The organism is Amphibacillus sediminis NBRC 103570, assembly GCF_001552275.1.
Classification (GTDB): Bacteria; Bacillota; Bacilli; order Bacillales; family Amphibacillaceae; genus Amphibacillus_B; species Amphibacillus_B sediminis.
Map to the genome: position 1 here is coordinate 18,895 of NZ_BCQW01000006.1, position 21,749 is coordinate 40,643.

General features: G+C 38.1%; 17 protein-coding genes. 6 read left to right on the forward strand and 11 right to left on the reverse strand.

Features of this window, described 5'->3' with window-relative positions; all coding sequences use genetic code 11:
* The first annotated feature begins 152 nt into the window (after positions 1–152).
* On the forward strand, positions 153–359 hold the full coding sequence (locus ASE01S_RS05900; RefSeq protein WP_067839799.1) for a YlaI family protein: 207 nt from the start codon (positions 153–155) through the stop codon (positions 357–359).
* Positions 360–635: 276 nt separating this feature from the next.
* Here ASE01S_RS05900 and ASE01S_RS05905 read toward each other — a convergent pair whose 3' ends face one another.
* Complete coding sequence (locus ASE01S_RS05905; protein ID WP_067839802.1) at positions 636–1,433, reverse strand: inositol monophosphatase family protein; 798 nt, start codon at positions 1,431–1,433, stop codon at positions 636–638.
* 254 nt (positions 1,434–1,687) lie between these two features.
* Between ASE01S_RS05905 and ASE01S_RS05910 the strand changes: the two genes are divergently transcribed.
* Positions 1,688–2,305 carry a YktB family protein gene (locus ASE01S_RS05910; protein ID WP_067839805.1) on the forward strand — a complete coding sequence of 206 codons (618 nt, stop codon included), beginning with the start codon at positions 1,688–1,690 and terminating at the stop codon, positions 2,303–2,305.
* Positions 2,306–2,722: 417 nt separating this feature from the next.
* On the opposite strand, the gene ASE01S_RS05915 is transcribed toward ASE01S_RS05910, so the two are convergent.
* Positions 2,723–2,992, reverse strand: coding sequence for a UPF0223 family protein (locus tag ASE01S_RS05915; protein ID WP_067839807.1), 270 nt, complete (start codon positions 2,990–2,992; stop codon positions 2,723–2,725).
* Between the two features lie 357 nt (positions 2,993–3,349).
* Between ASE01S_RS05915 and ASE01S_RS05920 the strand changes: the two genes are divergently transcribed.
* On the forward strand, positions 3,350–4,822 hold the full coding sequence (locus ASE01S_RS05920) for an aminotransferase class I/II-fold pyridoxal phosphate-dependent enzyme (protein ID WP_067839813.1): 1,473 nt from the start codon (positions 3,350–3,352) through the stop codon (positions 4,820–4,822).
* A 253-nt stretch (positions 4,823–5,075) separates the two neighbouring features.
* Here ASE01S_RS05920 and ASE01S_RS05925 read toward each other — a convergent pair whose 3' ends face one another.
* The 6 genes from ASE01S_RS05925 to ASE01S_RS05950 all read right to left on the reverse strand — a co-directional run bounded on the left by ASE01S_RS05925 (position 5,076) and on the right by ASE01S_RS05950 (position 12,691).
* Positions 5,076–5,930 (reverse strand): polysaccharide deacetylase family protein, encoded by an 855-nt coding sequence (locus ASE01S_RS05925; RefSeq protein ID WP_067839816.1) that lies wholly within the window; start codon positions 5,928–5,930, stop codon positions 5,076–5,078.
* A gap of 189 nt (positions 5,931–6,119) precedes the next feature.
* Positions 6,120–7,529: a dihydrolipoyl dehydrogenase gene (gene lpdA, locus ASE01S_RS05930; protein ID WP_067839819.1), complete on the reverse strand. Its 1,410-nt coding sequence runs from the start codon at positions 7,527–7,529 to the stop codon at positions 6,120–6,122.
* A 6-nt stretch (positions 7,530–7,535) separates the two neighbouring features.
* Positions 7,536–9,101, reverse strand: coding sequence for a dihydrolipoyllysine-residue acetyltransferase (locus ASE01S_RS05935; protein WP_067839822.1), 1,566 nt, complete (start codon positions 9,099–9,101; stop codon positions 7,536–7,538).
* Positions 9,102–9,126: 25 nt separating this feature from the next.
* The gene (locus tag ASE01S_RS05940) at positions 9,127–10,104 is read right to left on the reverse strand and encodes an alpha-ketoacid dehydrogenase subunit beta (RefSeq protein ID WP_067839825.1); all 978 of its coding nucleotides are present in this window, start codon (positions 10,102–10,104) and stop codon (positions 9,127–9,129) included.
* A 3-nt stretch (positions 10,105–10,107) separates the two neighbouring features.
* Entirely contained in the window at positions 10,108–11,190 is a 1,083-nt protein-coding gene (gene pdhA, locus ASE01S_RS05945; RefSeq protein WP_067839828.1) for a pyruvate dehydrogenase (acetyl-transferring) E1 component subunit alpha, read from the reverse strand.
* Positions 11,191–12,040: 850 nt separating this feature from the next.
* Positions 12,041–12,691, reverse strand: a complete 651-nt coding sequence (locus ASE01S_RS05950; protein WP_067839831.1) for a YkyA family protein — start codon at positions 12,689–12,691, stop codon at positions 12,041–12,043.
* Positions 12,692–12,990: 299 nt separating this feature from the next.
* Between ASE01S_RS05950 and def the strand changes: the two genes are divergently transcribed.
* The 3 genes from def to rnjA all read left to right on the forward strand — a co-directional run bounded on the left by def (position 12,991) and on the right by rnjA (position 15,787).
* On the forward strand, positions 12,991–13,557 hold the full coding sequence (gene def, locus ASE01S_RS05955) for a peptide deformylase (RefSeq protein ID WP_067839834.1): 567 nt from the start codon (positions 12,991–12,993) through the stop codon (positions 13,555–13,557).
* A 349-nt stretch (positions 13,558–13,906) separates the two neighbouring features.
* Positions 13,907–14,116 (forward strand): DNA-dependent RNA polymerase subunit epsilon, encoded by a 210-nt coding sequence (locus ASE01S_RS05960; RefSeq protein WP_067839837.1) that lies wholly within the window; start codon positions 13,907–13,909, stop codon positions 14,114–14,116.
* A 3-nt stretch (positions 14,117–14,119) separates the two neighbouring features.
* On the forward strand, positions 14,120–15,787 hold the full coding sequence (rnjA, locus tag ASE01S_RS05965; protein ID WP_067839840.1) for a ribonuclease J1: 1,668 nt from the start codon (positions 14,120–14,122) through the stop codon (positions 15,785–15,787).
* 173 nt (positions 15,788–15,960) lie between these two features.
* On the opposite strand, the gene ASE01S_RS05970 is transcribed toward rnjA, so the two are convergent.
* The 3 genes from ASE01S_RS05970 to ASE01S_RS05980 all read right to left on the reverse strand — a co-directional run bounded on the left by ASE01S_RS05970 (position 15,961) and on the right by ASE01S_RS05980 (position 20,984).
* Entirely contained in the window at positions 15,961–16,632 is a 672-nt protein-coding gene (locus ASE01S_RS05970) for a potassium channel family protein (protein WP_067839843.1), read from the reverse strand.
* Between the two features lie 757 nt (positions 16,633–17,389).
* Positions 17,390–19,219 carry an ABC transporter ATP-binding protein gene (locus tag ASE01S_RS05975; protein WP_067839846.1) on the reverse strand — a complete coding sequence of 610 codons (1,830 nt, stop codon included), beginning with the start codon at positions 19,217–19,219 and terminating at the stop codon, positions 17,390–17,392.
* 16 nt (positions 19,220–19,235) lie between these two features.
* On the reverse strand, positions 19,236–20,984 hold the full coding sequence (locus ASE01S_RS05980; protein WP_067839849.1) for an ABC transporter ATP-binding protein: 1,749 nt from the start codon (positions 20,982–20,984) through the stop codon (positions 19,236–19,238).
* Between the last annotated feature and the right edge of the window lie 765 nt (positions 20,985–21,749).

Below are 21,749 nucleotides of genomic sequence, written 5' to 3' on the forward strand. Positions count from 1 at the left end.
TATCTCTTCTTTCTCTACTGTTTGCTATTTTGTCAATAGTGTTCCCGATTTTCCTCAAACTCAAACAATTGATGGATTCCATACCAATTCTGCTAAAGATATGCTAAAATAGAGTCAATCTTGTTTTTAGTCTAGCAGTTCGAGGTGACCTTATGGATGTCAAATGTCCGATTTGTGATACCGTTGATCAAATCGATTATGATTCTCCGCTAGCTAAGCGTTTACGTAATCGTCGCAAGCACTTATATTTATGCCCAAGCTGTACCGAGAGAATAAGTGAAAAGACAAAGAAGCGCCATGCTACCGGTCTTTTTAAATTATATCAAGAGCAAAAAGAAGACGATCCTTATATTAAATAGGATCGTCTTATGTTTATCGCAGTGTAACTGGCTGGGGCTGCGATTACTCGCCCCATCGAAGGGCTTTTGTAAGACTCCCGATTCAGGAACTCGTCATGTCTAAGTGGAGATCCAACAGCCAGTAACAGCCCGATTGGTTCACTAACGTTCAGTGAGGAGAGAGGATGCAGACTAAGTTCGCGACATCGTGTCGCAACGTCTGCACGAGCACATTCCTATGCGTCACCCTCCCTACTGAACAAAGTTTCACTTTATCTTCTTTTCGTTGATTGTGCATTACTTCAAACGAATGTAACGATCAATGATTTCCTCTACAATCATTGGGTGTCCAGCTACCAGTGGCTCTTGTTTGACCATCGTCAACGGTTGACCATTCGCCTGTAAAGTAAGACCTCCCACCTCATGATAAAGGATGACACCAGCAGCCATGTCCCATGGATGTAGCTGAAAAGAGATATAACAGTCTACAATCCCCTCAGCTAGATAAGCAAATTCCAAAGCTGCAGATCCGTATGTTCTAGTACCTCTTACCGTTTGAACGAGTTCACGAACTTTTTCATCATCCACTATATGATTAGGTGTACACCACCATGTATTAAGCATTAAAATGGATTGATTAAGGCTTTTTTCTTTTGGTAAACGATCAAGTTTTTGATCATTTTTGTAAGCTCCCTTACCTCTCTGTGCATGATAAAGCTGATCTGCCATGACATCGTAAACCAAACCGATTTCTCCAATCCCCTCATGGTAAATAGCAAGCGAGATAGAAAATGTACGTTTTTGATGGACAAAATTCATCGTTCCATCAATCGGGTCAATAATCCAAACGGTACCTGTTAATTCACTTACCTGATCGCCAAAGCCTTCCTCGGATAAAATTCGATGCCCCGGAAAGCAACTACGAATTTTACTGGCAAAAAACTCTTCTACCTTTTTATCCATCTCAGTTACAAGATCATTTGGATTGGATTTCGTTTCAATTTCTCTTGGGTTATCGATAGAGGATCGAATTCGTTCCCCTGCTTCTACTACCCACTGGCGTGCTAGCTGATAAACTTCGTTACGATCGAACATCTCATTGTCCACCCTTTCTTTAAGCCGTGAAAGCATTGGTTTAACTGGTCAACTTTTATTGTAACAATCGAATTGAAGTCGTCGACTATCATAAGACTTAGACCAGTAGTACATCACTATATACTTTCAAAATCTTTCTTATCTATCTACCATAATTGTAGCAAACAAGTGAATCATATGCACGTGACTGCCATTTTGTTTATAATTTTGCTAAAATAAGATAGACTATTCGTATAGAGAGGTGGGAGTAAAGAATGACTTTTACAGGATTTAAACAAGCAGACTTTAACACATTTCAAATAGATGGTTTAGATGAAAGAATGTCAGCCATTCAAGAACGAATCCAACCCAAATTTCAACTTTTGGGTAGAGATTTAACTGATTATTTAGCTAGTCAGTTAGGTAATGAAATGTTTTTGCATATTGCTAAGCACGCACGGCGAACTGTTAATCCGCCAAAAGATACTTGGTTAGCCATTGCCGATAATAAACGTGGCTATAAAAAACATCCGCATTTCGAAGTAGGGTTGTTTGATGACCGGCTTTTTATTTGGCTTTCCTTTATTTATGAATTACCTAATAAAGATAAAATAGCCCAGGCTCTACTAGATAAAATAGATTTAATACACAATTTACCTGCTCATTATGTGATTAGCTTAGACCACATGCAAAAAGATGCCTTTTCTGTTTCTGACTTAACTGAGGAAAATCTAAAAAGGTTTCGTGATGTGAAGAAAGCTGAATTATTAATAGGAAAACATATATTAGAGAATGAAGCGATTCAATTAACGGGTGAACAACTTATTGAGCAAATTAAAACCATCTACAACCAATTGATTCCACTCTATCAGGTTGCAAAAGCTGCCCATTAACTCATTATAATGAAGGCTAACCAATCCCAAGCTTATTTTTCCGCTTGTGAAAAGCTCCCTAAGACCACTTGCTAAGGCTGAGCAAGTTACCAGTCAGCGAAAGCATCGGTGTGACAGACTCTGTCATATCGAGGTTTTCCTGGCTGCTATCTTATTGAAGAGTTATTTTTTCCTACAGGATGTTTTTGTATGTAATGGTATATCTCATTTCCCCAATTACTCGATAAATTAACCAAATACGCCTTGGTATATTTGCGCTCAAAGTTTATCAAGCGAAGCTCGATAAATTTCCGCTGAAAATCCCTCGCATCCACCAGAGGCTTTAACTTTATTAAGCTGGTATTGGCATTTGAACTCACTATTTAAAGAAATGTGAGGCCCCCTGCTAAATGAAATTAAATCTCCCCATGCATTTAGTTAAGTCATCCTTACCATACCATCTGCTTTCTCTTTTGCTTGTTGGATCGTTTTATAGAGAGAGTAGCCTGTTTCTCGTTCAAATCGGCGCCCAATTGCCTTTTCTTCACTTTTACTCGTTATCACTTGCTTAAAGGAATTATATTTTTCTAATATTTGTTTCGCGGGTACTACCTGTTGATACGTTTTTTCAACGATGGCCAAGCATTCGACCACCTTTATAACCTCATCAGTTGTCCAAGACTCATTAATAGGAAAAGAATAATTCATTTAGTAAAACCTCCTGCATATCAAATCAGCTTTTCTCGAGCTGAAAAATGTAATTACTATATTTAAACTAGCTATTTAAGTTAATCTTTGCTATAATTCTTTTGCTTTAAGTCTATGTTCAAAAATGCTAATGAGCGCTTATCATTTACTGCATTTTGAACAACCCTTAACGAATACACGTTCAAAATCATCAAATTAGAAGCAAACAGATCAAGGCGGCGCCGATTTGAGCATCGGAACGTATGCCTTTAGATACGTGAGAAGCGGAAAAACAAGCCAACGCTGAGATGTGCCGCTTATCATTTGGTGCATTTTGAACAACCCTTAAATTATTATTTTATAAAAGGAGCCACACCAATGCAAGCACAAGAACAAACACCGCTCTTTACTGGATTATTAAATCATATACAAAGCAAACCTACACCTTTTCATATACCTGGACACAAAAGTGGTCGTGGGATGGAGCCAGCATTTCGCCAATTTATTGGAGAAAATGCTTTGGCTATAGACTTAATTAATATTAGCCCATTAGATGACCTTCATCATCCCCAAGGTATGATCAAGGAGGCTGAGGCACTAGCAGCCCAAGCTTTTGGTGCTGACTTTACGTTTTTTTCTGTTCAAGGAACGAGTAGTCCGATTATGGCTATGGTTTTAAGTGTCTGCCAACCTGGAGATAAAATTATAGTACCTAGAAATATTCATAAATCGGTAACCTCTGCTATTATTTTTTCTGGAGCGATTCCTATTTTTGTTCATCCTGAATTAGACCCTGTATTGGGTATCGCACATGGAATAACACCACTATCCGTTGAACATGCTATTCATGCTCATCCAGATGCTAAAGCCGTTTTTGTGATAAACCCAACCTACTATGGTGTAGCAGCTGATTTACGTCAAATTGTTAAAATCGCTCACTCACACCAAATTCCTGTACTCGTTGATGAGGCTCATGGTGTTCATATTCACTTTCATGATCAACTACCCGTCTCTGCCATGGAAGCAGGAGCAGATCTAGCTGCTACTAGTGTACACAAATTAGGTGGCTCTTTGACACAAAGCTCCGTGTTAAATGGACGTGAAGGTTTAATTTCAAAACAGCGGGTGCAAACGGTTTTATCGATGCTGACGACCACGTCTACTTCTTATATTTTATTAGCTTCATTAGATGTGGCACGGAAGCAATTAGCTGTCAATGGGAAAGAAATTTTAGACCGAACGATTGCAAGAGCAAAAAAACTACGTACAGCTATTAACCACTTTGATTATTTATATTGCCCAGGAGAAGAAATACTAGGAACAGAGGCTGCTTATCATTTGGACCCGACGAAAATTTTAATTTCAGTTAAGCAGCTCGGTATTACCGGATATGATGCGGAAGTATGGCTTCGCCAGCATTATCAAATCGAGGTAGAACTATCAGATATGTATAACGTACTCTGTATTATTACTCCAGGTGATCACGATCAGCAAACATCATTATTATTAAATGCCCTAGAAGACCTTGTAGTCGCGTACAAAGAGTCAGCCATTGAACGAACGGTACAGGTGAGTAACTATCCGATTCCAGCATTAAGCCTATCACCACGTGATGCCTTTTACGCCGAAACTGAAACAATTAAACTAATTGATGCAGTCGGAAGGATTAGTGCTGAATCAATCATGGTTTATCCACCAGGTATTCCAATTTTCATACCTGGCGAAATTATTACAGAAGAAAATTTAAGCTATATTAATGCAAATATTGAAGCTGGTCTTCCTGTACAAGGCTTAGAAGACAGCACATTAGAAACGATACAAGTAATAAAAGAGATGAAAGCTTTTACTTAATACATTGTCTATTTCTTAATCTACTACGAAACAGCTTTAAGTTAACAGATTAAACCAAAAATAGCTAGCTCTTTTCTTGACTGGCTAGAACATATACATTTAATGACACTGAAAAGGACACGCAGCCCTATTTAGGGTACGTGTCCAAACGATGAGACGAGCTTATTTGTCAATCTTTTCTCACGATTTTCTATTGCTCCAATTTCTTCTAAACAGCATGTCCTCTCTTAAAACAACTGACTTGATCCTTACCTTAATCCAATCGTTTCAATGTTGTTGGATCAACTAACTCATAACCTTTATCCCGAAGTCCTGTCACAATTGTTTCTAATGCTTCATTTGTCCATTCACGATCATGCATGAGTAGATTAGCACCAGCACTGAGATATGGTGTATTTATCATAATATCTGCAAGAGCTTCAGCATTCGTATAGTCCGGCTCCCAATCATAGCCATAGGTCCAATTCATCACGACCATCCCCTCTTCTTCAGCAACAGCATGTGACGTATCCGTATTCGCTCCAAAAGGGGCTCTGAAAAATTTAGGTCGTTCACCAATGATTTCTTCAACGAGGTCATTAAGTTCAATGATTTCTTTTCTTTGTTCCTCTTCACTGATTTCCCCAAGGTTGGGATGAGTAGAGGTGTGGTTGCCGATCATAAAGCCTAGCTCATGTATCTCTTTGAGTACGTGGTGCTTCTCCTCTGTTTGGAGAAAACGACCATTGACGAAAAAGATCGCAGGTGCATCTAAAGCCTTGAGTGTATGAGCCATATCCAAAGCATACTGATCTGGTGCATCATCTATCGTTATCAGTGCTACTTGCGGGTTAGTCCCTTCCTCCAATGGTTCGACAGCCCATGTCGACGGATTAATCGTATACAAAGGTTCTTCCTCTCCCTTCGGTTGATCCGTATCATTGTCGACCTCTAAATCATTTTCTGGTTCCTCTTCTTTTAAAGTATCGTTATCGCTCATTTCTTCTACATCTAATTCAGATTGGCGATCACCTTGCGCATCATTCGATTTTTCTTCTTCTTGTTGGCACGCAAATAAAAATAGTGCAGCAATTAAGCTAACTAGAATCGTTAAGCAACGTTTCTTCATATTATGTACTCCCTTGTTGATTAATATTTTTCTTGAAGTGACGAAGCTCTAATTGAGATTAGTAAGAAATCACTCTACATGCATTTTGAAAAATAGACAGAGATTACACAGAGCCTCTTATCTATTATAACCTAGCCAATAAAAGAAAACACCGATAAAAGATTAATCAATTATCGGTGTATGTCCGGATTATTTTACAATATGAATTGGTGTACCAATCGCTACTTCAGCCGCTTCCATTGTAATCTCACCAAGTGTTGGGTGAGCGTGAATCGTCAAGGCTAAATCTTCAGCTGTCATACCTGCTTCAATAGCTAGACCAAGCTCAGAGATCATATCACTTGCATTAGTTCCAGCAATTTGTGCACCAAGTACAAGGCCATCATCTTTACGTGTAACTAAGCGAACAAAGCCATCACCACTGCCTAAAGATAAAGCACGGCCATTTGCGGCAAATGGGAATTTAGCTGTAGTTACCTCAAAACCTGCTTCCTTAGCTTCAGCTTCTGTATAGCCTACAGTTGCAAGCTCAGGCTCAGAGAATACAACGGCTGGGATGCCATTATAATCAATTTCTGCATTTTCACCAGCAATTGCTTCTGCAGCAATTTTCCCTTCATATGAGGCTTTATGTGCAAGAGGTGGTCCTGCAACGATATCACCAATAGCATAAATGTTCTCAATGTTGGTACGGCATTGATTATCAATTTTAATCAAGCCGCGGTCATCCATTTCAATTCCTACTTGCTCTAAACCAATTTCTGATGTATTTGGATAACGTCCAACCGTTACTAGTACGTAATCCGCTTCAATTGTTTCTTCTTTACCATTAGCTTCATACGTTACTTTAACACCACTATCGGTAACTTCAGAGCTCTTAGCCATTGCTTTTGTTACGATCTTAACATTTTTCTTTTTCAGGTGACGCTTAACAAGTGCTGACATATCTTTTTCGAAGCCACCAAGGATATCATCGGCACCTTCTAGGATGGTAACTTCTGTACCAAAGTTAGCATATGAAGTACCAAGCTCAGTTCCCACATATCCGCCACCAATGACAATGAGCTTCTTAGGAATTTCTTTTAGATTTAACGCACCTGTAGAATCTAAGACTCGTTCAGAGTATTTAAATGATGGAATCTCAATTGGAGTAGATCCTGTTGCAATAATACAGTTTTTAAATGTATAAGTCTGTGAGCTCTTTTCATCCATTACTTTTACTGTATTTTTATCAACAAAATAAACTTCTCCACTTACAATATCTACTTTGTTACCTTTTAATAAGCTTTCAACACCAGAAGTTAATTTCTTCACAACACTATCTTTCCATGCTTGAACCTTACTAAAATCAACTGTGACATTATCAGCAGTAATACCCATTTCTTCTGCACCGTGTGCTTCTTCAAAACGGTGGCCAGCTTGAATAAGCGCTTTAGAAGGAATACACCCAACATTTAAACAAACCCCGCCAAGGGCTCCCTTGTCAACAATGGTTACTTTTTGCCCTGTTTGAGCAGCACGGATGGCTGCTACATAGCCACCCGGTCCTGCTCCAACAACTAATGTATCTAATTCAATTGGAAAATCTCCTACTACCATAGCCGATTACGCCTCCATCATAATTAATTGTGGATCGTTTAACAAACGTTTGACTTGATTTAAAGCATGCTGTGCTGTCGCACCATCTACAATACGGTGATCAAAGCTTAACGATAAAGCTAGCACAGGAGCAACAACAACTTCGCCATCTTTGACAACTGGTTTTTCTGCAATACGTCCAATACCAAGGATAGCAGCCTCTGGATAATTGATCACTGGTGTAAACCATTGACCACCTGCAGAACCAATATTTGAAATGGTACAAGAAGCACCCTTCATTTCATTAGGTGCAAGCTTACCTTCCTGAGCTTTTTTAGCTAGTTCATTAATTTCTTTAGAAATTTCAAAGATTGACTTTTTATCTGCATCTTTGACAACTGGTACTAGTAAACCTTTTTCAGTATCTGCAGCAATACCAATATTATAGTAATGCTTATACACAATCTCATCTGTCTCATCATCAATTGAAGCATTAATAATTGGGAATTGCTTAAGTGCTGAGACAAGAGCCTTAACTACATAAGGTAAGTAAGTTAACTTGATTTCTTTCTCAGCCGCAACTGGTTTAAATTTCTTACGGTGAGCAACAAGCTCGGTTACATCTATTTCATCATGTAAGGTAACATGTGGTGCTTTATGCTTAGAGTTAACCATTGCATTTGCAATTGCTTTACGAATACCAGACATTTTTTCACGTGTTTCTGGTAGATCACCTGTTGCTGCCGCTGCAGGCTTGGCAGCAGTAGTTTCGGATTTTGCTTCTGCTTTTGCTGGTGCAGGTGCTTCCTTAGGCGCATCAGCTTTTTGGTCACCATTTAGGTATGCTTCAACGTCTTCTTTAAGGATACGACCACCTTTACCTGATCCATTAACATTAGCAATTTGAACCCCATTATCACGGGCAAATTTACGTACAGATGGCATTGCGATTACACGTGTACGATCTGCCGTAGCTGAACTCGCTTCAGCTTTTGCTGGCGCAGCTTTTTCTTCTTTTGGTGCTTCAGCAGATTTTGCTTCTGCTTGATAGCCCTCTGCATAAATCGAGATGATGGTTTGACCTACAGTGGCAACGGATCCCTCTTCAAAATGAATTTCTTTGACAGTTCCTTCAACTGGAGATGGGATTTCAACAACTGCTTTATCATTTTGTACTTCGCAAAGTACATCATCTTCTTTAATTTCTTCACCAGCTTTGACAAACCATTTAACGATTTCACCTTCATGGATACCTTCACCAATGTCAGGTAACTTAAATTCAAAAACTCCTTGACCAGCATCACTAGTAGCTTCTTCATCACTCGTTGACTGAGCTGCTTCATTGCTTTCATGCCCTTCAGCATCAATGGTAATAATGGTTTCACCTACTGTAGCAACGGATCCTTCTTCAAAGTGAATTTCTTTGACAGTCCCTTCAACTGGTGACGGGATTTCAACAACCGCTTTATCATTTTGTACTTCGCAAAGTATATCATCTTCTTTAATTTCTTCGCCAGCTTTGACAAACCATTTGACGATTTCGCCTTCGTGAATACCTTCACCAATATCAGGCAATTTAAATTCAAATGCCATTATTGCTAACCTCCCTGGTTAAATCTTAATAGTTGATAACTTCTTTTGCTTTTTCAACAATATCATTGTGGTTTGGTAGCCATACTTCTTCAGCCTGTGTAAAAGCATAAACTGTATCTGGAGCTGCTACACGTAAAACAGGCGCTTCCAAATGTAAGATTGCACGCTCTTGGATCTCTGCAACAATATGGGCAGCAACCCCTGCTTGACGTTGTGCTTCTTGGACAACAACAGCACGGCCAGTCTTTTTCACTGATTCAACAATTGTTTCAGTATCTAAAGGAGAAACTGTTCGTAAGTCAATAACCTCTGCACTAATTCCTTCTTTTTCTAATTCTTCAGCCGCTTTTACTGATGCTTGAACCATTGCACCATAGGCAATAAAAGTAATATCATTTCCCTCACGGGTTACTTTTGCTTTGCCAAGTTCTACTTCATAAGCTTCTTCCGGTACTTCATCACGGAAAGAACGATATAATTTCATGTGCTCTAAAAAGATAACAGGATCATTATCACGAATAGATGCAATTAATAATCCTTTAGCATCGTAAGGATTTGAAGGGATTACAACTTTTAATCCTGGCTGTTGGGCCATTAATCCTTCCAAAGAGTCTGCGTGCATTTCAGGCGTATGAACACCTCCACCAAATGGAGAACGAATCGTTATCGGTGCATTCATTGTGTTGCCAGATCGATAACGCATACGTGCCATTTGACCACTAATTGAATCCATTACTTCATATACAAAACCAAAGAACTGGATTTCAGGTACTGGGCGAAAACCTTGAGTAGCTAAGCCGATTGCTAAACCACCAATACCAGACTCCGCTAACGGTGTATCAAATACTCTATCCTCACCAAATTCAGCTTGAAGACCTTCAGTAGCACGGAAAACCCCGCCGTTTTGACCGACGTCTTCTCCGAATACAAGGACATTCTCATCGTTTTTTAATTCAGTACGTAACGCATCAGTGATAGCTTGGATCATTGTCATTTGAGCCATGGCTTACTTCGACTCCTTTGCTTTATATTCTTCCATTTGTTCTTGTAAGTTACCTGGAAGTGTTTCATACATATTTCCGATTAAATCGGTTACTTTTTGCTTAGGTGTATTATCTGCTTCTTTAATGGCAGCTTTAATTTCTTCTTTTGCCCGTTCAATGACAGCATTCTCTTCTTCCTCAGACCAAATGCCTTTTTCTTCTAAAAATTTACGGAAACGAACAAGTGGATCTTTTCTTTCCCACTCATTATCCAATTCTTCAGAACGATAACGTGTTGGGTCATCACCAGCCATAGTGTGAGGTCCATAACGATAAGTTAACGCTTCAATTAATGTTGGGCCTTCACCATTTAGCGCGCGTTCACGTGCTTCTTTAGTAGCTACATAAACAGCCAACACATCCATACCGTCAACTTGAATGCCTTCAATACCTGCCGCAACGGCTTTTTGAGCTAAAGTTTCTGCAGCTGTCTGCTTTTCAACTGGTGTAGAAATCGCAAAGCGGTTATTTTGAACAACGAAAATAGCAGGTGAATTAAAGGCACCCGCAAAGTTCATTCCTTCATAGAAATCACCTTGAGAAGTACCGCCATCTCCAGTATAAGTAATCGCAACAGCATTTTTACCACGACGTTTTAAGCCCATAGCAACTCCTGCTGTTTGAACATATTGTGCACCAATTATGATTTGTGGACTTAAAGCATTCACACCTTCAGGCATTTGGTTTCCAATAAAATGACCTCTTGAGAATAAAAATGCTTTATATAATGGTAACCCATGCCAGATTAATTGTGGAACATCACGATAACCTGGTAGGATAAAGTCGTCTTGCTCTAAAGCAAATTGTGAACCTAACTGAGAAGCCTCTTGACCAGCTGTTGGTGCATAGAAGCCAAGGCGTCCCTGACGATTTAACGCGATGGAACGTTGATCTAAAATCCTTGTATACACCATTCTCGTCATTAGTTCTTTTAACTCATCATCTGAAAGATTAGGCATCGCTTCTTCATTAACGACTTTACCTTCTTCATTCAGAATTTGAAACGTTTCGAATTGCTCAGCAATTTTTTCAGTTGTACGTTTCAAAAGACTCACCTCTTCCTTTCCATTTTAACTATTTTTAGTTACCTGACCTATAAGCTTATTGCACCTAGTGTTACCTTACCCTTTCGTGATTTTTTTAACCATATTTACTGTTAAAAAACAAACTGTTATACCGGAAAGGTTCAGACTGATTAGTACAATATTAACTTTAATCTTAGTTTAGCTTATTATTTAAAAACGGTCAATCACTTTGCACGAATAACTTAGAATTTATTCTACTTATTTGTTTAAAAAATTAATATATGTGAACTGTTTCACTAAGATATATTAACTGTATTAGTATTAGGACAACTGTTGTATTAAAAATATACATTTTGATAATACAGATTATTACGACTTATCGCTATTGTTCAAATCATTTCATAACTCGAATAGCTTCTTTGATGAAACGAAGCGCTCGCAAAAATTGGTCGTTACCATCGGAGGCTTAAACCTTGTTCAGCCGGGTATGCCCTACTGAATAAAGGACTTTAAAGAAGAGACTTCTCAATGAAATTAAATCCATCGTATAAGAACGTTTCCCCTAATACATGAAACTTCGTTCAGTGGGGGGCGACGCATAGGATGTGCTCGTGCAGACGTTACGTCGCAACGTCGCGAACTCAGTCAGCTTCCTCTCTACCCCACGGAACGTTATTGTTGCTGGCTGTTGGATCTCCCACTTAGACATGACCTGTTCCCTTATTTCTTGAACTGGGAGGCTTACAAAAGCCCTTCGATGGGGCGAGTAATCGCAGCCCCAGCCAGTTACACTACAATAATACAACTAAAGTAAAAGATAGCGAAAAATCAAAACAAGATTAAAAAAAAGACATGACTAATCAGCCATGCCTCATTCATAAGTAATATTTAATTCCGATTGATCATAGAATTCCCGCTTCAGTTCGTTAAATGAGTCAGTAGCTTCATTAAAAGCTAGATTGTGGTCAATCACAATTTGATACTGCTCATTTACCTTATTCACTTGGTCAGTAAAGTCTGCTTCCTCCAATTCTTCTAACATAAGCAATTGGTAAAGCTCAATATCATAATCCAAAGATGTTTGATATGATTCATGTAATGATAAAAATGCTTGATAGCGCTCCTCCATTAAAGCAAACATTTCTTCAGCGATCGACTGAAGCTCTTCATCTTCCAAGTCTGCTATTAATGGCTCAATTTGATCAAATTCTTCCTTTGATGCTTGAATACTTGTTATTTCAATATCCGTTAATTCTCTTCTTTCCTCTATTGAAGCTATGGCTGATTCTGCCAAAGATGCTATTTCCTCATACTGATCCATACTTAGTTCGCTGATTTGCTGATAAATACTTTGTTCCTCTTGTTCTAGAGCACTAAGCGGCTGTTGTTGAGCTACAAAGTCGCTTTCAAGCTGGACAGATTCCTCCATATGTTCATACATTTTTTCTTCTGTTGTTAGCCCTGAACACGCTGCTAAAATGATGCTCAATATGATTAGGGCGCTGATACTTTTCAATCGCACAAAAATGCCTCCATTTCCTTTGTACATCTCGATGAGTTTCTTGACATATTTTAAAATAGTATATCATATTTATTAGGACAACCGACAGATTAATTCAATATTTTCATTTTTTTATCATTTCATACAATCTTTAATGCCAGATAGTTGAACGATTAGCTTAAAGAACGGACAGTAACCAAGATGAACTTTAAAATGGACAGTACTTTCCTTATATTATCATAAATTTAATCCCTTTTTTGAATGATTTGTGTTAAACTATGATACAGCTAACAGAGGTATGTAAAGGAGTGTAGGATATTTTGATTACAATGAAGGATATTGTCCGCGAAGGTCATCCAGTCTTGACACAAGTTGCTGAAGAAGTTGTATTACCAGCAACAGAGCAAGAAAAGAAAATATTATCTGATATGTTAGAATTTCTTAAAAATAGTCAAAATGAAAAAATAGCAGAACAATATGAGCTAAGACCAGGAGTAGGATTAGCTGCTCCTCAGTTAGGAATTTCTAAACGGATGATGGCCGTTCACTTTGAAGATTTAAAAGGAAAATGCTACAGTGATGGTTACTTTAACCCCAAAATTATTAGTCATTCAGTAGAACAAACCTATCTCTCAGCTGGTGAAGGCTGTCTATCAGTAGATCGTGAGGTTCCTGGCTATGTTCCACGTTATGCTCGAATTACCGTAAAAGCAGTAAATTTAGCGGGTGAACCAGTTAAGCTCCGTTTGCGCGGCTATGCTGCCGTTGTATTTCAGCATGAAATTGACCATCTTAATGGGGTCATGTTTTTTGATCACATTAACAAAAATGAGCCGTTTCAAGCGCCTGCAGATGCAAAGCCTTGTGACATTGAATTAACCGATTAACTTTGGTTAAGCGATGTATAACTTTGTTTCATTAAGTGAAAAATATAAGGCAAAACCCTAGCGTCTTGAATATGTTCGTAAAAAATAAAACGTTTTTGTTTCCAAACTAACCAATCCATACTATACTAGTAGTAAGAGGGTTGGATCGGATATTAAGTTTTTTGCTTTTTGAAAGGAGTTGCTTATACTATGTTAAGACGCCTAAGAGAAAAGCTTCGGAAAAGATGGAAGAGACTATTTAATCAAAATCGTGTCCCTAATGCTTAAACCAAATAAGCTTTCCAACAAAAAGTCCTATCGTCGTCATAAGGTATGCTAAATTAAACAAAGAAAAATAAGGAGAGATGAAATGATTTTTAAAGTTTTATATCAAGAACATGCGTCAGAAATACCTGTAAGAGAAAATACACACCGTTTATATTATGAAGCAGAGAATGAACGCCAAGTGAGAAGTGAACTCAAGGATCGCAATATTAATATTGAGTTTATTCAACCGTTGGAAGGCGAACACCTTGCTTATGAAAAACAGTCAGAAGATTTTAAAGTGGAGAATGTGTAGTTTATGAAGTTTGTAAAAAATGATCAAACTGCAGTCTTTGCGATTGGTGGCTTAGGTGAAATCGGCAAAAATACCTATGGCATTCAATTTCAAGATGAAATCATATTAATTGATGCAGGAATTAAGTTCCCAGAAGATGAGCTTCTTGGAATTGATTATGTTATTCCTGACTACACATATCTCGTCCAAAATCAAGATAAAATCAAAGGATTGTTTGTAACACATGGTCACGAGGACCATATCGGTGGTATTCCTTATTTACTAAGAGAAATTAATGTCCCAATCTATGCAGGAAAACTTGCGCTCGGATTAATTAAGAATAAATTAGAAGAGCATGGCTTGTTACGTCATGCTAAATTACACACATACCAAGAAGATGACGTGATTAAATTTAGAAAAACGTCTGTAACGTTTTTCAGAACAACACACAGCATACCAGACTCATATGGAGTTGTTGTCAAAACACCTCCAGGCAATATCGTGCATACAGGGGACTTTAAATTTGACTTTACTCCCGTTGGAGAGCCTGCTAACATTGCGAAGATGGCGGAAATAGGAAAAGAAGGTGTGCTTTGCTTACTATCAGATAGTACCAATAGTGAAGTACCTGGCTTTACGCTTTCAGAACGTGTAGTTGGTGAAAGTATTAATGAAATTTTCAGCAGAGTTGACGGCAGATTAATTTTTGCAACATTTGCTTCTAACATTCACCGTTTGCAGCAAATGGTTGAAGGTGCTGTTAAACACCATCGGAAAATTGCTGTATTTGGTAGAAGCATGGAAGCAGCCATTTCAATTGGACGCGAATTAGGCTATATTAAAGCACCTGAGGATACATTTATTGATGCGCACCAAATTAACCGACTACCAGCTAATGAAGTAACGATACTATGTACAGGCTCCCAAGGTGAGCCCATGGCTGCATTATCTCGAATTGCGAATGGTACGCATAGACAAATTCAGATTATCCCAGGAGATACAGTCGTCTTTTCATCTTCACCTATTCCAGGTAACACAGTTAGTGTAAGCCGCATGATAAATATGCTTTATCGTGCAGGTGCAGAAGTTATCCATGGCCCTCTTAACAATATCCATACTTCTGGACACGGTGGACAAGAAGAACAAAAGCTTATGTTAAGATTACTTCGCCCTAAATTTTTTATGCCGATCCATGGCGAATATCGTATGCAAAAGGAGCACACCAAATTAGCCGAAGCATGTGATGTCGATCCGGAAAATTGTTTTATTATGGATAATGGAGATGTCCTTGCCTTAGGAAAGGACACTGCTTCTGTTACAGGAAAGATCCCATCTGGATCAGTTTATGTTGATGGAAGTGGAATCGGTGATATAGGTAACATTGTGTTACGAGATCGTCGTATCCTTTCAGAGGAAGGACTTGTCATTGTTGTCGTAAGCATTAATATGAAAGAGTTTAAAATTGCATCAGGTCCAGATATTATATCACGCGGGTTTGTTTATATGCGTGAATCTGAGGACTTAATAAATGAAGCTCAGAAGCTTGTATCAAGTCATATTAATAAAATAATGGAGCGTAAAACAACCCAATGGTCAGAAATTAAAAATGAAATTACTGACACGATTGCTCCTTTCCTATTCGAAAAAACAAAACGTCGTCCGATGGTTTTACCGATCATTATGGAAGTATAAGGATTAAAACGTAAATTTCACGTTAAATCAAGCAAATAATCGAACACCCCTAAGGTATGGACAATAGCCTTATGGGGTGTTTTTATTTTAATATTTATCAACAGGAATTAAAGTTATAATGAAGCGCACTAAAATAGAATGGTGGCGTGAAAACCACACCACCACATCTAGATTTATTCGTCAGCAATTAACTGCTTTTCAAAGCGAGATATATCCTTATCTGCTCCGATAATCACTAAGATATCGCCATCATGAATCATTTCATCTGCCATCGGGGAAACATTAATTTCATCCGTTTGCCCCGATTTAATCGCGACCACATTACATCCGTAATTCGCACGGATATCCAGATCAACTAATGTTTGATTAACCAATTTCTTCCCTGCTTTTATTTCGACAATACTATGGTCGTCTGATAGCTCCAAGTGATCGAGTATGTTGTTTGAGATAATACTATGGGCAATTTTACGCCCCATATCACGCTCAGGATGAATGACTTGGTCCGCGCCAATTTTATTCAAGACCTTTTCATGATAGTCATTTTGTGCTTTTGCTGTGACTTTCTTTATCCCTAATTCCTTGAGCATTAAAGTCGTTAAAATACTTGCCTGAATATCCTCTCCTATCGCAACAATAACATGATCAATGTTGCGTATGCCCAGTTCCTTGAGCACTCTTTCATCTGTCGCATCTGCAATAACGGCATGGGAAGCAATGTTTCGAAACTGACTAACCTTACTCTCCATGGTATCAATAGCTAAAACATCCATGCCCTCTGCACTTAATTCTCTACAAACACTTCCACCAAAACGGCCTAAACCAATGACCGCAAATTCTCTTTTCACATCGATTCCCCCTCGTATATGTATTTAGGAACAATTTTGTCCTTGGATTATGGAATGCTTTGGTTACTCACAGCTTTAATTGATGTGAGGGTTTAAGAAAGCCTCGCAAATATGACAAAGCATATTTGATTTAAATCGTTAGACTCCGACAAATTATTTTTACGGTCTCATAAATATTAAACTCTGAGCTTCTTTAGTCTAGCATATTTTTTAAAAAAACATAACTTTTTTTAGATACTTTTGAGTTAGGTTGGACAAAAATACAGAAAGCATTTGTTCTTTAAGTTAAGACTGTGTCTAGTTAATGATTACACAAATACACCCTTCAGATTAACCTCTAGAACTAACCGAGGGCAAGATTCGAACCTACAGGATATAAGTAGTCTTGCCACAGAACGTGGCGATTTTAGTCTAACACTCCTCTGAATGGATTTTCAGCTCGCACTATTCCCGCCCAGAGTCTCGTCACTTCCTGATCGAACCCTGATCAAGAGCAGTCGAACCAAAACACGCGAACAAAAAACAAACATCCAAGTCGCCTAAACGCACTTGAATGTTTGTGAAAAAACTGAATAAATTCGTCTACCAACGCTATTTGACACAGAATGGAAAAACTTAACGTGCCATTAGAGCCACGTCAGCCCTTTTACTGACTAGAAAATATCACGCACAAGCATGACAAGCTTAGCCCGCTCCAAGTCTTTTTATGCAAAAGTGAGATTATCTCAATGCTTTTTTACCCGAGCCTTTCCGACGCTTATAACTCATCAAGCATTTCAAATTGAGATTTAACTAAGTGGTAATATTCTCCTTTTTGATTGATAAGCTCATCGTGATTTCCTTGCTCCAAAATTCGTCCATGCTCCAGTACAATAATATTGTCTGCCTCACGAATGGTTGACAGGCGGTGTGCAATCATAATTGCTGTTCTTCCCTTTAACAGCTTTCTAAGGGCCTGTTGTATTTTCATCTCAGCTTCAGTATCAATACTTGCTGTTGCTTCATCTAGGATTAAGATTCGAGGATTAGCTAACAACGCTCGAGCAAATGATAGCAACTGACGCTCTCCCGCTGATAAAATGTTACCTCTTTCCTCAACTTCAGTTTGATAGCCATTAGCTAAGCGTAAAATAAAATCATGTGCACCTACAATTTTAGCGGATTCAATCACTTCCTCATCTGACGCTTCTGGGCGACCAAAACGAATATTATCCATAATTGATCCTGAGAAAATAAAGGTGTCTTGCAGTACCACACTTATATTGTTTCTTAAGCTATCTAAGCGCATATCTCGAAGATCATGACCATCAACGCGGACCGTTCCACTAGTTGGATCATAGAAGCGGCTAATTAAGTTAGCAATGGTCGACTTACCCGATCCGGTATGGCCTACAAGGGCGACTGTTTGACCTGCCTTAATATCAATAGAAATTTCATGTAGGGCAATCCGATCATCATCATATGAAAAACGGACTTGATCAAATTCGATATTTCCCTCCATGTTTTCAAATGACTTAGCATTTTTCTTTTCCTTAACATTAGGCTGCTCATCGAGAAACTCAAAAATACGCTCAGATGAAGCCATTGCAACCAGTAACTGATTGTAAATTTGACCGAGACGAGAAATCGGTTCCCAAAACATCCCTAAATAGAAAGCAAAAGATACAAACGTACCAATCCCGATTGTTCCATTAATAATCAGATTAGAGCCATACGCAATTAAAATAACGGTCCCTATCGCATTACTCATTTCAACAAATGGACCAAAATAGGCACTTTTTTTCATAGCAAGACGTTCTTTTTCAAAATTATCAATATTTACACCGTTAAAGTATTCTGTATTCTCTTGTTCCTGTGAAAAGGATTGGGTTATTCGAATACCTTGGATACTTTCATTTAAATGTGAATTCAATCGTGATTTTTGGATTCGGACATCCTGCCATGAACGACGAATATTACGGCGTAATTTAGTTGATATATAGAACATGAGTGGCAATATCACTAACACTGCTAACGCAAGCTGTGGACTTAGGGCAAATAAGATCGCAATTATACCAACCAGCATAATAATATCCATTAAGAGATTAATAATACCGTTAGTAAACAGCTCCTGCAGTGAGTTAACATCATTTAATATCCTTACTAAAATGGAACCCGCTGAACGTTTATCAAAGAAATTATGTGATAAGCGTTGAACGTGTGAAAAAAGCTGTTTGCGCAAATCATGGATTGTTCGCTGTCCAAGTATATTGACAAATTTAATCCGATAACGATTCGCTATATAATTCCCTAAATAAAGTAAACCAATGCCAATGATTAAATAGGCTAACAATTTGGTATCTTGTTCAGCAATAGCTTGATCAACAACAAACTGCCCAATTAGGATTGGAACGGCTAAACGAACGATCATGTTGACAAGCATGGTCAAAAAGGCTCCCGGAAGCAATGTCTTGGTATATGGCTTTAGATAATTTAACAATCTAGCCATCTGACGCCAATTAAAAGGTTTTTCGACTGCATTTTCTTGAGGATAATAAAAACGCTTAACATATGCACTTTTTTCCTCATATTCAATTTTTTTAGCCATCATCTCACACCTTTCTTTAAACCGTTCCCATAATGGCATGTTTATCTCGATACTGGATTTCATATATTCGTTGATACGGACCGCCATTACTTAATAGCTGGTCATGTGTCCCTCGTTCAACGATTTCACCTTCATCAAGAACTAAAATTTCATCAGCATGCTTTAATGAAGAAATACGGTGAGCTATTATAAATGTTGTTCGATTTGTCATCACTTCTTTTAAAGCGCGTTGAATTTGAAATTCTGTTTCCATATCAACGGCAGAAGTTGCATCATCTAAAATAAGAATGCTTGGATCAATTAATAAGGCACGAGCAATTGCTATACGTTGACGTTGGCCACCTGATAAGCCCATTCCTCGTTCTCCTAGAAGCGTATCGTAGCCTTTTGGCAGCTCCAGAATAAAATCATGAGCTTGGGCACGCTTTGCAGCGGCAATGATTTGCTCCATAGAAGCTTCTGGATTCCCGTAGGCGATATTTTCTTTAATTGATGTTGAAAATAGAAAGGACTCCTGTAATACAAAACCAATATGCTTTCGTAAAAATTTTAAGTTATAGTCTTTCGTAGAACGACCATCAATTAGCACTTCACCCTCAGCAGGCTCATAGAAACGTGTCATTAGTTGGGTAATACTTGATTTTCCTGCTCCAGTTGCGCCTATCAAGCCAATTACTTTTCCTGGCGGAGCATCAAAATTAATATGTTTAAGAGCCGGATCATCGTCATCCGTATACTTTAATGTGACATCCTTAAATGTAACATGCCCTTTCAACCTATTTAATTCGAGAGCATCATCTTTCTCGACAATGTCCTCTTCCGCTTCAAGAATCTCTAATAAACGTTCACCTGATGCTTTAGCTTGAGAAAATTGGTTAACAGTAAACCCTAAAAACATCAAAGGTCCAATTATATAGTTGACTAAGCTAAAAAATGCTACAAGTTCACCTAGACTCATTCGTTCATTAATAACAAGCCAGCCACCAAGGACCATGAGCATAATCATCGCAATATTACCGATAAACTCCATGAAAGGAAAATACTTAGCCCAAATGTTTGAAGTCTTAATGTTTACCTCACGATATTGCTTATTGTCGACCGTAAAGCGATCAATTTCAAAGTCCTCTTTAGATAAAGATTTAACCGTATTCATCCCACTAACATTTTCTTGGATTCTTGTATTTAGTCTACCTAACGATTGACGAATCGAGCGAAAAGCAGGGTGAACGGCCTTATCAAATCGTTTAACAACAATGATAAGAAATGGCATTACAGCCATGGTGACCAGTGCAAGTACTGCCGAATAGTAGAACATAACTACTAAACTCGTGAGCATTAAAAAGACCACACGAATGATTTCTTTAGCTCCGGCAGCCAAGAAAAACTTGAAGCCCTCGACATCCATTGTTAAACGTGACATCAGGTCACCGGTCCGAGCATTATCATAGTAAGTAAAAGATAAGCGCTGAAGTTTTTTATAAAGCTCATCACGTAAATGATATACAGATGTCACGCCAAACAAATCACCTAAATACTGCTGAATAAAATTAGCAATCCCTTTTATAATCATCAGTCCGATAAACCCAATTGATAATAGAGGTATTAAATCATAATTGCTGGCAAAAACAACTTGATCAATCGTTATTTGCAATACCATTGGATAAATCACGGTGATAGCGGTTACGATTAAGACAAAAACCAATGATAAGATAAAGTATTTTTTATAAGGCCAATAAAAACCTTTTAGCTTTTGAAACGTTTTCATTTTATGTATCCCTCCTCTAATCCATTTTTCATAACTATTAATATATCGACTTCCGAAATAAATTGCTACCCTTTTGCCTGTTTTTTTTCTAATTTTGCAAAAATCAGTCTTAAGACGGAAACGATTAAAGTATAACGCTTAAAAAATACCTAATAATGTAAAATGATCTAAATAGTTGCAATTATTGCTTTTTGTTTGAATAATTCACTAGAATGAAGGCGAGAATACGAAAACAGACCGATCATATTCTCAGTTATGGTTTCCATTTAAAGGAGCTAACTTCGTTTTCTTTAAAGTACATGTATATGAGCTCTGCTCGCTTCTCATGAAACTATTTATCACTAAATAAGTTGTATCTAGAGAGTTATTAAGGAAGGTTCATTACTTTTTTCCCGATATATCTACCGTGTTTAACTACAGTTTATTCCGGAATATTTAAGCCTCAAATAACAATTGCTTAAGGTTTCCGACTCCGGGTCATCCGGTCACTCTTACTACCGGCTATGCTTATTACCACTACAAAATCTTACTCAAGGCTTTCCCCCATTCTTGACGCACTACAAGGGGACTGGGACGAACGAAAAATTTATCCATAGTAAATGATACTTATAGATTGTATCACCTCAGATGATGAAATCTACTCCCCTTTCTACATGCATGGCTCCACCTTACAAAACATGGTAATTTTAGTCTATCACAGAAAAGTTACCTTTCTTAAAATGCCAAAAAGACGAATGAAAAATCATTCGCCTTTCTGGCATGCTA